Source organism: Tardiphaga sp. P9-11 (genome assembly GCF_008329525.1).
Taxonomy (GTDB): Bacteria; Pseudomonadota; Alphaproteobacteria; order Rhizobiales; family Xanthobacteraceae; genus Tardiphaga.
In genome coordinates this window covers 56,992-70,609 of record NZ_NPKQ01000015.1, presented here as the reverse complement: position 1 = coordinate 70,609, position 13,618 = coordinate 56,992, and the positions used below count along the sequence as shown (strand labels likewise).

Genomic DNA, 13,618 nt, shown 5'->3' with positions numbered 1-13,618 from the left:
CCAGCATAGGAGTATGCGGTCATACTGTTAATCCCCCGTTAGCAAAAGGATCAAGGTATTGTGTGATCCTTGCATCACAGAATGCTGGTAAGCTGGTAAGCTGGTAAGCTGGTAAGCTGGTAAGCTGTGGCACCAGTATCACGGCATCCTTGGATGCTTTTATGCAAGTAGACAGGGATGCTTGTGTACCATACTGCTGGTCTTATTGTATGCTGTCGTACCAGCACAAGGGAATGCTTGGATCACAGCGTGCTGTTATAAAAGAGCGTCGGCAGTACCGCGCTGAAGGAGGGACCAGCATGCTGTGATAGGATAGTGCTGGTATAACAGCACGGGGATCAGGCGGTCTTTTTATGACGGCATGCCTCGTACTGGTATCACGTTATGCTGTTATAAAGTGCCGGTCGGAAGCCTGCCGTTGAATGAATAGCGACGACAGCATACTGTGATCAGCATGCTGTCGGACTACGGCGCCTAGTACTCCTCGGCGCGCATGATTGTCAGCAACCTGCAGGTGACAGCGGGGTCCGATGGGGCAGGCGACCCGGACATCATTGAAAGATCGTAATAGTCGATCTTCCAAAAGTAGCGCGTGCCGTGATGGTCGATCATACCAAAGTCATGCTCGGCATGAGGATCATTGTTTTCGTCGAAAGCGTCGAAACATTCGACCTTGGCGATGAGCTCGGCAAAAGCCTGCTCGCCCAGCAGGCCTACGCCTTGCGTGATCACGACCTTGAAAGGTCCCGCAACGGCGGTCGGCCGGCAGGCGAAGTTCTTGCGAAGCCTATCGTTCAGCTCCCTGATCTGGGAGGGGAGGGGGCTCATTGCCCCACTCCTTCGTCAGCGGTCACTTCGCGCATCGTGATCCGGCCATTGATAGGCATGCAGGTGAACCGGACACTGAAGCCCTTGCCGTCAGCGTTCGGCCAGGCGGCGCCTATCTTGGTCCAAAACGCCTTCTTGCCGTTGGCCTGCTCATCAGCGGTCACATCCTCAACCGCATATACGTAGTGGGTCGGGGTGCGCTTATCTTGCTTGGTGGTCATGTGGTGGTCTCCCTTGGTTATCCAGCCACGCCTTTCGCGACTGGTTCGGGAGATTTCGGCGCCGGCGGCACCGGCGAAGCGGACCGGATCAATCCGGCAACACGGGAGCGCAGCGAAGGAGCGGGCAGCCGGTTGAACCGGCGGGGACTTGGCGCATCTTCCGATCTGACCAGTCGAGGCGTCTGTGTAAGGGGAGGGCAGCTGACCCTGCAGCAATAAGGCAAGCGCCTACCTGACGCGTATGAAGGGGAGGGGGCAGACGATGGTCATCGGCAGCGTTCGGAACATGAAGAAAGCGCCGACTGCAGATGCAGCCGGCGCTTCTCATTTCTCAGTTCGTACCGTTCATGCCCCAATAGCCGGCAAATGACCCTCTGGGCGCAAAAGCAGTGGCGACCAGTGCGGCCTCTTGCTTGGGCGTCATTGCAGAACCGCGAAACGGGAAAGCCGCATCGGCGGCCTCGCACATCTGTTTGAGCCTCTGCACGGCGCTTTCGTAGACCCAGATATGGGGGCCTAGGTCTAGCGATTGCCCGCGAATGGTGCGCACCTCGTCATTGAAGCCGTGCGCCTGAAGGCATTCGAGATAGAGCTCACGAGAAACGATCCGGATGAGCTTCTTTTCGCGCAGCCGGTAATGTTCTCGGTGATCGTCGGTTATTGGAGAGATAGCGCAGGTTGGCGGTTGTGGCGGGAGTTTCATGGCCTGAATCCAGACGCAGCACCTCGTGCCGGCAAAGCCGGTCTAAGCGGAATACGAGATGAGCCGATTGCTCCAGGCCTTATGGGGGTCCCCACAAGTGGCTCAGCTGACAGCGGTTCATGGGCGAAGGGGAGGGGCATTAGCCGTGTCCGCACAGCTCATACCAGCATGCTGTTACACAAGCAGGCAATCTGTCGATAAGCGAGCGGCTTCGCCGTTCCGGCAGCAGTGGTCCAATGTGGTTTAAGGGATGCCCGATGCTAGTCAGTGGGCGCTAAAGGCCCTGACCCGTCGGGCCCGACAATAAGCGGAGAGGCATGCCGCAGGCGTCCCAATGAAACCGTCTTATGTCAGGGTCTTTAATGAAGGGTGGCTATGCGGGCCCTACAGCACAGAGGAAAAAGTTCTGATGCTTCCGGAAGGTCGGGCGTCCGAAAAGACGCTTGGTCTCCAAACGACGCCGCGTGCGTTCCACAACCATCGATGGAACTTCATGATATTTCCTGATACGCTCTGCACAAAGCATCATCAAGTTCCCATTTATCCCGGGTAGGAGGTCGTTATGGCCCAAGCCGAAAAAGTAGATGTGCAGGGTAAAATCATTCGACGGGACCCCGATGGGTTTGGCCTTGTCGAGATTTCGAAACCTGTGACCGAGGTGATCGCCGTTTTTACGTCCGAGGTGCTTCAGAACCCCGCGATCGCGCAGAGCTGCGTAAAGGGGACGGAAATCACCGGACGAGCGGTCGTCAAGGACGGCGGTTACAAGATGATCCGCCTTGAGCCCAGCAACTGGACTCACAAGTAAGGGAAGGGGCGGCGGTACTGCCCCTTTTTTCATGCTCGATCCTTTGAATATCACGCCCGCGGTCATCACTGGCCAAGTCAAAAAGGGCGATCTCCCAAATTTAACCCAGGAACAGATTGATTTCGGGTTCGTCCCGGATATCACGGGCCTGCGGGCGGGCGATCTCATCTTGCTTCAACCCCTGGAGCCCTCCAAGGCGCAAACCGAAATCATCAACGCACAGAAGCCCCAGTACGTGGCGCCGGCTGGCACGCAGACCTGGACCCATGCCGCTGTTTATCTGAAGGATTGGCGCCTTATCGAAGCAGTGCCAGGCGACCATGTGACTCATGGCAATTTACTCGCCTCAGTTCCGAATAGTCGGATACTGGTAAGGCGACCCGCTCTTTTCACTCAGAAGGCGCCGAGCGAGGCAGAACTACTCGGCATGCAGCTCGCGCTTGAAGCCGCACTTCATTTAGGCGTCGCTCGTTACGGACTCGTCGCGGCTTTCTTGATCAAATTTAGGATCAAGAGCCCTACGATCAGACTGCCGCAAAAGTATAGCGAGCTGAAATCTGACTCGATTATCTGCAGCGGCCTCTACGCCAAATGCTTCCAGATTGCAGCCAGTGGCAACAGTCTGCTGACTGCCGACATGCAGCGAAATGACGTGCCGGTGACGCCGTTTCTGCTTTCGCAGGTTTCGTCGTTAACGGACATAAAGGTGGGCTGGTCCAAACTTGTGCATTAGTGTTAGACGCCCGAGATCTTCAGCAGTCCCGACCGATCGCGTCTGCCTACACCAACGTAAGCAGCTTGCTATCATTCAAGTCTAGAGCAATCTATGGCCCTACATCTCGCTGGCAAAGTCGCACGGCTCATCTCTGACTTTCTAACGATCGGAGAGCTAGCCAACCTCATCGAGCACCAGATGGAAAAGCGCATTATTGCGCGGCACGGACTGGTAAAGCTCGATGCGTTACTCGGGCTCGTGGCCCGACTAAAAAACGAGATTCGTGGTTCGTTGCCGCCAAATCGAACGCGAGAAATTACATCGCTTGAGCGCTTAATCGCGCGGTTACGTAAAGACATGGAGAATAGTGACCTTTCGACGGGACGCGACGCAATGGCGGCACATGCGCTGCACCTTGAACTGTTGCGAATTGTCGAAACTTGGAAGTTCATGGGGGCGTCCACGTATGGCGTTCTTGCTTCTGACCTGCAGGATATCAATACGGAATTGCTCCGCCTTGCGAACGAATTTCCTTCGGCTCTGACCTATCCGGGGGCAGCAGCGGTCTTGCTGGATCCGACATGGCTCGACGTATGGCGACAAGATCAGGTCCTCGGCGATTCAACACGTCCGCGATACGCAAGCATCTATCCGGGACTGGGCACCGCGGGCGTGGTCGCACCATTGCCAGGCGGTTCTGCAGCCCAAGACGCGACAATTCGCATGACCGGATTGGCAACGTTTCTTCGTCAAACTGGTCTAATGTTGCAGACAGCGATTCCGCGCGGCGGCGAGATGGAGAGATTGTTCGCGGAGATTCTTTTGAATGATTACTGCGCCCTCTGGGAGCTTTTATTCGTGTCAAACGTGGCTAACGAACACGGACGCCAGGATTTGTGCGTTCTCGATCACTGGATCGATGAGAGTTGGCAGGGAGTTGCTGCTCTTACCTCGCTAAAGGACAACCCACATCCTGACTTCCGCCGCTGGACGGATGAGGTCCGTAACAAGGTCACCGCTCACGTGGATCCGGATATCCCGGTTTGGGCGGCTGATCTGCAGCGCTGGCCAATGACCGTTGATGAGCTTATCGAGGAATTGCAACGCGTCGTGCAGGCATTGTTCGAAATATCCCGCCTCGATGTTCGCTCAAAGTTGATCGTCATTCCTCCACAGGAGCTAAAGGGAAAAAACATCGTCGGTCTTTCCAATCAGGAAGGGCGACACTGGGAAGACAACTGAGATCAGAGCTGCTCATCGTTGCAACATCCCATAGGACTCATGCTTAGAGCATTCGAATGACGAAGGGAGAAACCGGACGCTTGCGTGAATCTCTTGAACGAGTCGGCTGGCATGCGCTTCGATTTGGAACTCAGCAGGTGAGCGATGAAGCCGTAAGGCGCGTCGCGGAAAGCATTGGAACGATTGTCGCTGAGCCCGGCAGGCCAAAAATCCAGTCGCTGTCGCCCCGTGATGAGCACATGGCATCACCGGGATCTCTCAGCAGACAGTTCGGCCGCGGCATGTTGCCTTTTCACTGTGATACTGCCCATTGGATCGTGCCCAGCCGATACTTGGTGATGGGCTGCATCAATCCGGGAGAGGTGTCGACACCGACAATGCTGCTCGATGCGGGCGACCCAAGTTTTTCTGACCAGGAAAGCCTGCTGCTGCGCTCCTCATGCTTCCTGGTTCGCAATGGCTGCCGCTCATTTTATGCTACTATCGCCGATCGTACGCGGCCATTCGTACGGGTCGATCCTGGATGCATGGAGCCGCTCGATGAAGATGGCGTCCGTGCTCTGGAACTCTATGGGCTTGAACGCCAAGGCCATCGCGCGGTCAAACACGATTGGCAGGAGAATGACGTCCTGGTTATCGATAATTGGCGCATCCTGCACGGCAGGGGCAACGACCTTCCTACGGATCCAAATCGCGTGCTGATGAGGGCTTACGTTCAATGAGCAAAGTTGTCGCCGCCACACTCAACAGTGAGGCAATATTCGCTAAATCCAAGGCGTACATGCAGCGTGCACTTCGCTGCAAGCAGGGCGACAATCATGATGAATACCAGCTGTGGGCTTCGCTGGCGCTAGAACTATTAGGTAAGGCCTGCCTCGCCCGAATCCATCCGAGCCTAATTGCGCTCCCAAACGATCAAGCTTCGATGTTTGCAGCATCTGGTATTTCTCTCAGTACCGACATTAAAACGATTTCGAGTCATACCCTATATGACCGCCTTCGCCATATCACTAAGGGCTTCGATGAGACTGTAAAGACATTCTGCGACGACATTTCCCAGCGGCGCAATGCGGAACTTCATTCCGGTGAGGTGCCATTCCGGGAAATGAAGCCAGGCGCCTGGGAAGGTCGCTTCTGGCACGCCGCCCAGCTGATCTTAGTGAAATCCCAATCGTCATTGGAGGAGTGGCTAGGAGCCGATCAGGCGAAAGCGCCAAAAGTGCTTTTAATGCACGCACAAGAGGCTCTGGTCGAAGCCGCCAAGGTCCGAGTTGAACGCGCGCGGGCCAACTTCTTTGAGCGTAAGAAAAAGGAACGGGAAGAGGCGCTAACGATCGCGAATACCAAATCGTCATACCACTACAGCCGCATGTTCAGCTTGCTGTCTGACCATGAGTGGGAAACTAAGTGCCCTTCCTGCACTGGCAAAGCGTTCATTGCTGGTATCAAGGTCGAAGAGGTAGTCTTGGACGACCACTATGAGGAGGAGTCTGTCGATATACTCTATGTCGGCGAGGAGTTTCATTGCCCTGTCTGCGAACTGCACCTTGCCGGCTCGGCAGAGCTGGAGGCGGCAGGGCTGACGATCGAGCATTCGGAGATCGACACGCGGGAGCGTCGCTACGAAGAAGGCTACAACAACGACTAACATGAATGCATCTTCCGAATTCAGCAGGACATTCCAGGCTATCTGGTATCGCGCCTCCAATGCCCACGTCGATCAGGAGGTCACGACAGCACTCATTAAGGAGTGGGCTATCGATCGCGGCATTCATGACGCGATGGCTGAGGATGCCTCAGTCGGCCGCTTTGTAAAGATTCCAGTCGTCGTCCTGCGGACCGGAGATACGCAGGCAATTTTTCCGAAAGTGCCGTACAGAAAAGATCCTACCTGGCAATCGCGAAGGCTGGCGATGGATGCGCAGGCGGCACTGTGGGCAAAGGTTGAATGGTTTTGTCCGCTTTGGGTCGGGATGGGCGACGCCAGTAAACTGCTCGGCGATATCAGCCATGTCTCCCGTGAGAGGGCGATCCCGCTTTTTCACTATCACACGTCGACCCTTTACACTCTGTCTTTCCAAGCGGTATGCATCGCGCAGATACTGTCCCAGGCCCCGAGCCTGAACGAGTTAGTCCCCCTCGCGCGGGAAGCATACCTGGCATTTTATAGTGGCTACCGCTCGTCGAGCATCGCGGCGCTGATCCCGACACTGGAGGGTGGCTTATCGCGAATCCGGCCACATACGCGTTCCGAAAAGCTCTTTGTCAGGATTGACCGAATCTTCGATAAGGCCATTGCGACCGCAAGCGAATGGCACTTTGAGATGCGCGGTGAGCAGAAGATCTGGGTGCCTCAGGAATATCTGACCTGCGATTTTTTGTTTTCCCAAGACGAAGTCGTGTTCACCCTCGAAACGTATCGCCGATGGCTGAAGACCTCATTCTTTGCCGACACGGATCAGTATGACGGCCCCACAGCGCTGAACCGGCATATGTTCGCGCACAACATCCACTTGTCCTGGCAACAGCCGTCCAACTTCGAGCGCCTGGTGGTCGCTTTGGCTACATTGGGATTCGTCGAATCCTGGTACGATGCCACACACGCCATCTCTCCATTGTTCCCTGAAATAAACGACGAGAGTACCGAGCTCTGGCAGCAGGGGGTCCGGAACGCGGAGATACAAGCATTGATCAGGCGGAGATCGGGCCCAGGCCCGAGGCTTTAAAGCCGGAATCCGGCTTAAAGCCGATGGCAGCCCTTCGCCTTGCCGTACCGGGCGGGTCAAGGCCGCGCAGCGCCCGCAGGGCTTGGCCTTTACGCGACTGGAACGGTGAGGCCCTTCATTGAGCCGCTCGAGCACTGTCGAGTGTCTCCGCGGCACTCGCGCAGACCAGCTTGGCTTGGAGTGATGTGAGCTCTGGATACAAACCTACCAGCTGGATTGATGCCGTCCTGATCGCATCTGCAATCGGCATTTTATGGACATGGAGACAGGCGAGCAGCAAGCCAAGCGCGGTCTCGACAGGGGAGGGGAGGACAACATCATCGTGATGTTGTTCGGTCATTCGACAACGATCAGTTGTTCAATCGCCGCCGCCAGCGGTGCCTCGTCGCCTTTAAAACTGTGGATCATCACCGCGAGCCATGCGTCTGGATCCAGTCGATCGAAATCAAGATTCTGGCCGGCGTGTTCGGACAGCAAGGCAAAAAACGCGTTCTGCGCGCGGCCGTTGCCCTCGCGAAACGCGTGGATCGCATTCAGCTCGGACAGGAAATGCGCAGATTGCTTCGCGAATTCGGTCGGCGTCAGACCCACAAAATAATTGGCTTTGGCGAGCGCCTTAAACAGTTTACGGGCCTCGGAATCGATGTTCTCCGGGAAACAGAAAGGGCTGTCGTCTTTTGATATCCGCACGGTCCGCGGCTTGCCCGCCCATTCGTAGACATCTTGGAAGAGATGGAAATGGACGGCTTTGAAATGCTCGAAGTCGAGGTTACCGCCTGGGATCTCCTCCATCGACCGGGCATAGGAAATTTCAGCCTCGAAGTCGTCGAGCTCGGACTGGTCCCGAAGGTCGGCCTTGTTCATGAGGACCGTCGAGTCCGGATAGGTGTAGGGATCGTCGACGGCGTCGTACATGCGGCGCTAAGCCTTCTTGTACGCGCGCAGAATGCTTTTGCGGTATTCCTCGGGTGAAGATTTGGCGCTCTTGGCTGCCGCAACACGCTTCTTCATCGCCGGCTTGAGCTTGATGCCTTCAACGGCGCTGATTTTCTCGAAACGAGCCGCTCCGAGCACAAAGGCGCCGGTTTTGGCGCTCCGCTTGATCGATGTCTTCTTAAGGGGCATGGCAGCACGTTACCACAATTTTGAGCCCAGGAACAGCGGACCACCATGTTGAGCTGTATCGAGCGAAGCCAGGCTAAGCGGCATCGAGTTTCCGCCCAGTCACGGAAAACCAGTAGCAACGCGGCAAATTAAATGCAGTAATACAACTAGAGGTGGGGTGTGACAATGCTGACACGCTAGGCAGTTTCAGTGGCGCCGAGGAATGCCCAAAGCCGGTTTGCTCTGGATGAACAAAGCGGCTGCTGTTGGGTGCACGCCCATCTTTCACGAACGTTGTAACTGGGAGGTGATCATGAAGTTGCTTAGGACGCCTGCGGATATAGGCGCAAAAGACTTTGGGCGGGCGACAAAACATAGCGCTGCCGACCTATCAAACGCTTGGAGCCAGGCACGGAGCGGAAATCTCCTAGGTTTTGAGGTGGGAGGAGAGCACGTCAAAGGCGCCTGCGAGATCAGTCCTAACTATTATGATCCTCGCACCGTAGCCGCCGATGCGACAGCGCCAATTCCATGGAACGGTTTTCCTCGTGCGCTCGATCGCTGGCACAAAGTGCTCAGCGGTCCCACGCCTGAAAAGCAAGCATTGGCGGAAGCCACAGCCGACGTACTAATCGAGAACCTTTTCTGGTGGGAAGAAGGGGACGACGGAAAGCCTGCGGCGTTCCAAATCCCAGCGCATCGCTTGCACACGCTGCCGGCCAACCTGCAAAAAGTGGTACGGCGTGGTCGGCTCGGTTCGGGATCAGGTACCGAGGTTCCGATCTGTTTCCGCCAACAAGACGAATACGTCGAGTGGCACGCCGATCACGATGCGCACGGACGGTTGACGCGGTTGTCATTCACGGCTGAGCCGCCGGAATACTGGACGTTCCTTGCAGAAAATGAACCGGACGTTGTGTTCGAACTCTATAAGGAGTTGGTCGGACCCCAAGTTCAACGTGACGATCTCTTTTTTCCGGCGAACTTTGTGATCTACGGTGAAAACAAAGCCGGCGTTGGATCTTGGGTGAAGCTTTTTCCGAAGGGGCGTTACAATCGTTTCAATAAATGGAACACCACGGACGGTGCCGTTCATCTGACCCACTGGGCGAACACGTTGGGGGCCGAAATAAATCTTGCTGCCTTTGCGTCGCTGGCGTGGACCTCCGACGCCGAGGGGCCCAGCCCGGTCTTTGATGATGACCCGGCCCTTACCCGGATTGCTTGCGCAGCCTACGGCTCTATCAATCGTAGCAGCGACCCCAGCATCGGCGAGCAAGTCGGTTTACAAGTGATGGCGGGTAATCGCGTCTCACTGACCGATCCGATTGGTCTCTACATTGGTAACCTTGACCTTTCTACACTTGAACGGGAGACCCCGAACGGGCGAATTCCTCTTGGAGCTAAAGATATTCTACACGTATTACGCGGCGACGAGGATGCAGCCAATCCAAGAAAACTTCACTTGAAACTCGAGGCGCCAGCCGGGGCTGATTGGACTTTGGCAGATTGTTTCCTCGAAAACCGCCGGCTTGAGCGCGGCGGTCAGGTAGCCCGTAAGATTACAATGGCTCTTTACGCCGACGTGGCTAATGGCGGTGCTGTTCAGACTATTAATGGTTGCAACGCGCAACTAATCTGTCGGCATCCAGATAGTCCAGGTTTCTTCGGAACGTTTGATACAAAGGATGCTCCCGATTGCGCCTCTGCAACGCCTGATGATTGGGCAGGCGAAGTCCCTAACGTTAGGTCGGATGCGCGGTTTTCTGCCAAGATTACGACGATAGGCATTCAGATTGACGCGGCGCTGGCCGCAGACCCTGTCAAAACAGCGCCCCTGGGAGATGAAGTGCTGGATGAGCCTCCGATCCCGAACAGCCGGGCGAAGATGTCATGACCAGTGCCGAGCCTGTTCTCGATGTCGACGATATTCAAGGTCATGTTCTGACAGGCTTTGGAAGGGCGTTCGAGTTGTTGCTGGGCTTGAAGGTCCACGAAGACAGTATTGAAGAGACAAAGCAGATACTGAGAACGATAGTCGAGGATGTTACCCCCGGACGTTCAACCGCAGTAGCAAAGGCCCAACGACGTCTTTTGGCTCTTTCGGGCGTAACCCCGATGGCGCCGCCAAAATCGGGCCTTGCTATCGCATTCTCCGCCGTGGGGCTCGCAAAGTTTGGAGGTAACCCAGCTGATATCGTTGATCCGATATTTCAGATGGGTCCAGCACGCAGCGCAGCGGCTCTCGGCGACTGGGTAGGTGTCGATGGACGTCCGCAGGACTGGAAATTTGGCGCCACGACCGAACGCGAACCAGACGTCCTGTTTATTATTGCCTCCGCAATCGAGGAAGAGGTGAACACAGCGGCTGATCGCTATTTGGCCATGCTTGGTGATCGATGCGCAATCGTCTTTCGCGAGTGTGGACGTAGGATAAATCGTGATGCAGAGCATTTCGGATTCGTGGATGGCGTCTCTCAACCGGGTATACGGGGGCGCATCGATGAGACTACGTTTTTAACGCCTCGCGCGTACCCGGCCGGTGATCCTCAAAGCGTGATGTGGGCCAGGCCCGGGCAGCGTCTGACGTGGCCGGGGCAGTTCATTTTCGGATATGCCGGTCTCGATCCGGACGCGCTACAGCAGCCTGGGCCAGTTGTCGCCGAGCATAATAAGCTCCTCCATAACGGCTCGCTACTTGTTATCCGGCGACTTAGCCAAGATGTAGGGCTTTTCTGGAGAGCGATGAAAGACCTGGCCTCGCAGCTTTCAACGCAGACAGGGATGGTTTGGACAGCGGAGCAGGCGGCGGCCCGTTGTGTCGGGCGATGGAAGGACGGCACGCCGGTTTCGCTGTCGCCTGACCGAGAAGACGATGAAATCTCAAATAATTTCTATCGGCGAAATGGCTTTAGATACGTAACACCAGTGTCGCCTGCGACGCTTCAAGACGAGGACGGTCGCCATACATTCTCGGGGGCCGCTGCAGACCCGCTCGGAAAGGCCTGTCCGTTCTTTGGGCACATCCGCAAGGTCAATCCGCGAGATCAGAGCCATGATTTCGGAGGCGTTGGCAGCACGCTTAGCAGCCAAATGCTGCGGCGAGGGGTCCCGTTCGGACCTGACTGGACTGGGGTAGATGATGGAGCAGACCGTGGTCTGATGTTTATGAGCTATCAGACGTCCATTCAGCACGGTTTCTTCCGCCTCATGACTGAATGGGTGAAGGACGCGACCAGACCAATTCCAGGAGGAGTGGATCCGATCATTGGGCGTGCCCCAGAAGGGGGGCGCCGACTGCAGATGCTTTGGGGAGCGAAACAGATTGCAGTGACGTTACAAGGTGATTTTGTTCGCGCTACCGGCGCGGGATACTTCTTCACCCCGGGTATTCGCACGTTGCGGACGTTGGTCTCTGCGCCCGGCGTATGAACACGCGGCGTAGCGTTGCTAAGCTCTTAACTGCCGGTGCCTGTGTCCTCAAGCAGCGCAACGTCAAGGTTCTGGATTTCAGGCATGGCCTTGCCGGCGATTGCCTGCAGATCGCCAACCATGCCGACCGTAGAATCGATCACAGCGAGGATTTGGGTTTCACGCTTTGCCCACTGGCGGCCCATGAACTTCCGTTCTTTATCAAGATCTTCGCGCATGTCATTGAACTTCTCGACGACAGCTTCGACGCGCTGTCTGAACTTAATGCCGGTCAGATAGTGATAGACCTGCTCCATCTTCGACTGCTGCCCCTGCTGGAGCTGTCGCGAGCTGCTGACTTCGATCAAGCCTTGGCGGAGAGCGACGGCGACGGCTAGCGCACATTGAGGGTGCGCGACCCACACCCCGTCAATGAGATCAAAATGCTCGATATGCTTAGGCAGAGCTCGGGATACGATCAATGCGACATCCGCACCGCTGCGGCGTTGGTCGTCGCGTAGCTTGCCCAGCCAACTGTCGCTCCAGGACTTGGTACGTTTGGTCTCCCACAAAATGACGCCGGCGGACTGACCGATCGACGCATTCACGCGCTGAACAACGTCGGCGCCAAGCTCACCCTTACCGACCGGCTCAACTAGGTCCATTGGGAAGCGGCCGCGCAACAAATCCTCTAGCTCGATCTCGAAAACCTCGCCTTGCGATTGCTGCGACCCCTGTTCGGCCTTGCGTTTCAGCTCCTCGATCGTTCGAGCCATGGAGTCAATTGTCTGATCTTTTTCGGCCACGCGCAGACGGGCCGCGTCATCGGCCTCCTGCTTCGCCTTAGAGCGGATGTCATCGACAGACGCTTGCACCCGCTTTTCGATGGTCAGATCAAGCTCACGCTTCTCTTCATCGAGCTGGCGCTGTTTGCGGAGCAACTCGGCCTGCTGTTGCTGTGCCTCGGCCAACTTCGCATTGTTCGTATCGAGCGAAGCTTGGAGCTCAGCGGCTTCCTGCGTTTTGGCCTGCAGCTCAGCAGCAACCGCTTCACGCGCTTTCTTGCCTTCAGCCGCGACCAACTGCGCGCGCTCTGCGGAAAGGCGCTGGCTAACCTGATCCTCAAACTCGTCGCGCTGTTTCGAGAGAGCCTCACGCTCTAGTCGGACCTGGTCTTGAATCTTGCCCATCTCGATGGTGCGATCGGCGAGGAGGGCTTCGTAAGTTCGCTTGGTTTTCTCAAGCAAGGGTCCGGCGAGTGACTCGGTCAGCCGGATCTCGTTGCGGCAATGGGGACATTGCAACGTCGGCTCATGCGCCGCCGATTGCTGTTGTTCTCTACTCATCGCTGGCTTCCCACGATTGTTCCCCGTTTGTTCAGTTTGGCCTATCTGCAGATGAGGGTCAATCGAGTTCAGGCCCCGCTAGCTTTGGCGAGCGCAGGTCATCTGCCAACGGGATGGCTGTGGTCGATCATTATCTCGCCGCGGGTCAGCCATGACGAGGTGAAATTCCCCGACTAGTGGTCCGGCATGTCGGCGACCTGCCACCAGTCATCGGGGATCTCGAAGGCACCGTGCTGCCTTAACAACTGGAACGGCATTCGCCTCAGCCCTTGGACGAGCGAGGGTCTGCGCTGCGCGGGAAGGTGCGCTCTTCCTGGAAAACGCCGTCCATCTTCTTGATCTTCACCGACCCCCCATGCTGGCCGATCGCGGCCGACAGGCTGCCCCCGGCGGTTGCATCGGCCTTGTGATCGAAAGATTCGACCAGCCTATGGGACTTGTCGCGGCGCAGCTCCCACTGATCGCGGCGCTCGTTATGGCTAAGCGTGTATTTCGGAAGATTACCCATTCGTTT

Annotated in this window: 15 protein-coding genes; 8 read left to right on the top strand and 7 right to left on the bottom strand. The window is 56.4% G+C overall.

The window, feature by feature from the left end; translation table 11 throughout:
• Positions 1 to 474 precede the first annotated feature (474 nt).
• The 3 genes from CIW50_RS27890 to CIW50_RS27880 all read right to left on the bottom strand — a co-directional run bounded on the left by CIW50_RS27890 (position 475) and on the right by CIW50_RS27880 (position 1,752).
• On the bottom strand, positions 475 to 828 hold the full coding sequence (locus tag CIW50_RS27890) for a DUF3768 domain-containing protein (RefSeq protein ID WP_149534412.1): 354 nt from the start codon (positions 826 to 828) through the stop codon (positions 475 to 477).
• The gene (locus CIW50_RS27885) at positions 825 to 1,049 is read right to left on the bottom strand and encodes a hypothetical protein (protein WP_149534411.1); all 225 of its coding nucleotides are present in this window, start codon (positions 1,047 to 1,049) and stop codon (positions 825 to 827) included. Before CIW50_RS27885 ends, CIW50_RS27890 begins: the two co-directional genes overlap by 4 nt.
• A gap of 331 nt (positions 1,050 to 1,380) precedes the next feature.
• The gene (locus CIW50_RS27880; protein WP_149534410.1) at positions 1,381 to 1,752 is read right to left on the bottom strand and encodes a hypothetical protein; all 372 of its coding nucleotides are present in this window, start codon (positions 1,750 to 1,752) and stop codon (positions 1,381 to 1,383) included.
• Between the two features lie 562 nt (positions 1,753 to 2,314).
• Here CIW50_RS27880 and CIW50_RS27875 point away from each other — a divergent pair.
• The 6 genes from CIW50_RS27875 (at position 2,315) to CIW50_RS27850 (ending at position 7,243) form a co-directional block, all read left to right on the top strand.
• Complete coding sequence (locus CIW50_RS27875) at positions 2,315 to 2,560, top strand: hypothetical protein (RefSeq protein ID WP_149534409.1); 246 nt, start codon at positions 2,315 to 2,317, stop codon at positions 2,558 to 2,560.
• Between the two features lie 31 nt (positions 2,561 to 2,591).
• A complete protein-coding gene (locus CIW50_RS27870) occupies positions 2,592 to 3,293 on the top strand; it encodes an NlpC/P60 family protein (protein WP_149534408.1) in 702 nt (233 codons plus the stop codon).
• 93 nt (positions 3,294 to 3,386) lie between these two features.
• Positions 3,387 to 4,517, top strand: a complete 1,131-nt coding sequence (locus CIW50_RS27865; protein ID WP_149534407.1) for a hypothetical protein — start codon at positions 3,387 to 3,389, stop codon at positions 4,515 to 4,517.
• Between the two features lie 56 nt (positions 4,518 to 4,573).
• A complete protein-coding gene (locus CIW50_RS27860; RefSeq protein ID WP_149534406.1) occupies positions 4,574 to 5,239 on the top strand; it encodes a TauD/TfdA family dioxygenase in 666 nt (221 codons plus the stop codon).
• Positions 5,236 to 6,165: a hypothetical protein gene (locus CIW50_RS27855; RefSeq protein WP_149534405.1), complete on the top strand. Its 930-nt coding sequence runs from the start codon at positions 5,236 to 5,238 to the stop codon at positions 6,163 to 6,165. The genes CIW50_RS27860 and CIW50_RS27855 overlap by 4 nt, the downstream gene beginning before the upstream one ends.
• Position 6,166: 1 nt before the next feature.
• On the top strand, positions 6,167 to 7,243 hold the full coding sequence (locus tag CIW50_RS27850; protein WP_149534404.1) for a hypothetical protein: 1,077 nt from the start codon (positions 6,167 to 6,169) through the stop codon (positions 7,241 to 7,243).
• A 336-nt stretch (positions 7,244 to 7,579) separates the two neighbouring features.
• On the opposite strand, the gene CIW50_RS27845 is transcribed toward CIW50_RS27850, so the two are convergent.
• Together CIW50_RS27845 and CIW50_RS27840 are read right to left on the bottom strand one after the other, a co-directional pair.
• On the bottom strand, positions 7,580 to 8,158 hold the full coding sequence (locus tag CIW50_RS27845; protein WP_149534403.1) for a Fic/DOC family protein: 579 nt from the start codon (positions 8,156 to 8,158) through the stop codon (positions 7,580 to 7,582).
• A gap of 6 nt (positions 8,159 to 8,164) precedes the next feature.
• The gene (locus CIW50_RS27840; protein WP_149534402.1) at positions 8,165 to 8,368 is read right to left on the bottom strand and encodes a hypothetical protein; all 204 of its coding nucleotides are present in this window, start codon (positions 8,366 to 8,368) and stop codon (positions 8,165 to 8,167) included.
• Positions 8,369 to 8,570: 202 nt separating this feature from the next.
• Between CIW50_RS27840 and CIW50_RS27835 the strand changes: the two genes are divergently transcribed.
• Both CIW50_RS27835 and CIW50_RS27830 read left to right on the top strand, forming a co-directional pair.
• Complete coding sequence (locus tag CIW50_RS27835) at positions 8,571 to 10,244, top strand: DUF8225 domain-containing protein (RefSeq protein WP_172980494.1); 1,674 nt, start codon at positions 8,571 to 8,573, stop codon at positions 10,242 to 10,244.
• Positions 10,241 to 11,779, top strand: a complete 1,539-nt coding sequence (locus tag CIW50_RS27830; protein WP_149534400.1) for a Dyp-type peroxidase — start codon at positions 10,241 to 10,243, stop codon at positions 11,777 to 11,779. The genes CIW50_RS27835 and CIW50_RS27830 overlap by 4 nt, the downstream gene beginning before the upstream one ends.
• 26 nt (positions 11,780 to 11,805) lie before the next feature.
• Here the strand turns inward: CIW50_RS27830 and CIW50_RS27825 are convergent, their stop codons facing one another.
• The gene (locus tag CIW50_RS27825) at positions 11,806 to 13,104 is read right to left on the bottom strand and encodes a DUF2130 domain-containing protein (RefSeq protein ID WP_149534399.1); all 1,299 of its coding nucleotides are present in this window, start codon (positions 13,102 to 13,104) and stop codon (positions 11,806 to 11,808) included.
• A gap of 262 nt (positions 13,105 to 13,366) precedes the next feature.
• On the bottom strand, positions 13,367 to 13,612 hold the full coding sequence (locus tag CIW50_RS27820) for a DUF2188 domain-containing protein (protein WP_149534398.1): 246 nt from the start codon (positions 13,610 to 13,612) through the stop codon (positions 13,367 to 13,369).
• Between the last annotated feature and the right edge of the window lie 6 nt (positions 13,613 to 13,618).

Bases quoted from the DNA above. Each gene is read 5' to 3' on its own strand.
- CIW50_RS27885 (WP_149534411.1), bottom strand. From the start codon at position 1,049: ATGACCACCAAGCAAGATAAGCGCACCCCGACCCACTACGTATATGCG.
- CIW50_RS27850 (WP_149534404.1), top strand. From the start codon at position 6,167: ATGAATGCATCTTCCGAATTCAGCAGGACATTCCAGGCTATCTGGTAT.
- CIW50_RS27840 (WP_149534402.1), bottom strand. From the start codon at position 8,368: ATGCCCCTTAAGAAGACATCGATCAAGCGGAGCGCCAAAACCGGCGCC.
- CIW50_RS27855 (WP_149534405.1), top strand. From the start codon at position 5,236: ATGAGCAAAGTTGTCGCCGCCACACTCAACAGTGAGGCAATATTCGCT.
- CIW50_RS27870 (WP_149534408.1), top strand. From the start codon at position 2,592: ATGCTCGATCCTTTGAATATCACGCCCGCGGTCATCACTGGCCAAGTC.
- CIW50_RS27880 (WP_149534410.1), bottom strand. From the start codon at position 1,752: ATGAAACTCCCGCCACAACCGCCAACCTGCGCTATCTCTCCAATAACC.
- CIW50_RS27845 (WP_149534403.1), bottom strand. From the start codon at position 8,158: ATGTACGACGCCGTCGACGATCCCTACACCTATCCGGACTCGACGGTC.
- CIW50_RS27860 (WP_149534406.1), top strand. From the start codon at position 4,574: ATGACGAAGGGAGAAACCGGACGCTTGCGTGAATCTCTTGAACGAGTC.
- CIW50_RS27890 (WP_149534412.1), bottom strand. From the start codon at position 828: ATGAGCCCCCTCCCCTCCCAGATCAGGGAGCTGAACGATAGGCTTCGC.
- CIW50_RS27830 (WP_149534400.1), top strand. From the start codon at position 10,241: ATGACCAGTGCCGAGCCTGTTCTCGATGTCGACGATATTCAAGGTCAT.
- CIW50_RS27875 (WP_149534409.1), top strand. From the start codon at position 2,315: ATGGCCCAAGCCGAAAAAGTAGATGTGCAGGGTAAAATCATTCGACGG.
- CIW50_RS27865 (WP_149534407.1), top strand. From the start codon at position 3,387: ATGGCCCTACATCTCGCTGGCAAAGTCGCACGGCTCATCTCTGACTTT.
- CIW50_RS27820 (WP_149534398.1), bottom strand. From the start codon at position 13,612: ATGGGTAATCTTCCGAAATACACGCTTAGCCATAACGAGCGCCGCGAT.
- CIW50_RS27825 (WP_149534399.1), bottom strand. From the start codon at position 13,104: ATGAGTAGAGAACAACAGCAATCGGCGGCGCATGAGCCGACGTTGCAA.
- CIW50_RS27835 (WP_172980494.1), top strand. From the start codon at position 8,571: ATGCCCAAAGCCGGTTTGCTCTGGATGAACAAAGCGGCTGCTGTTGGG.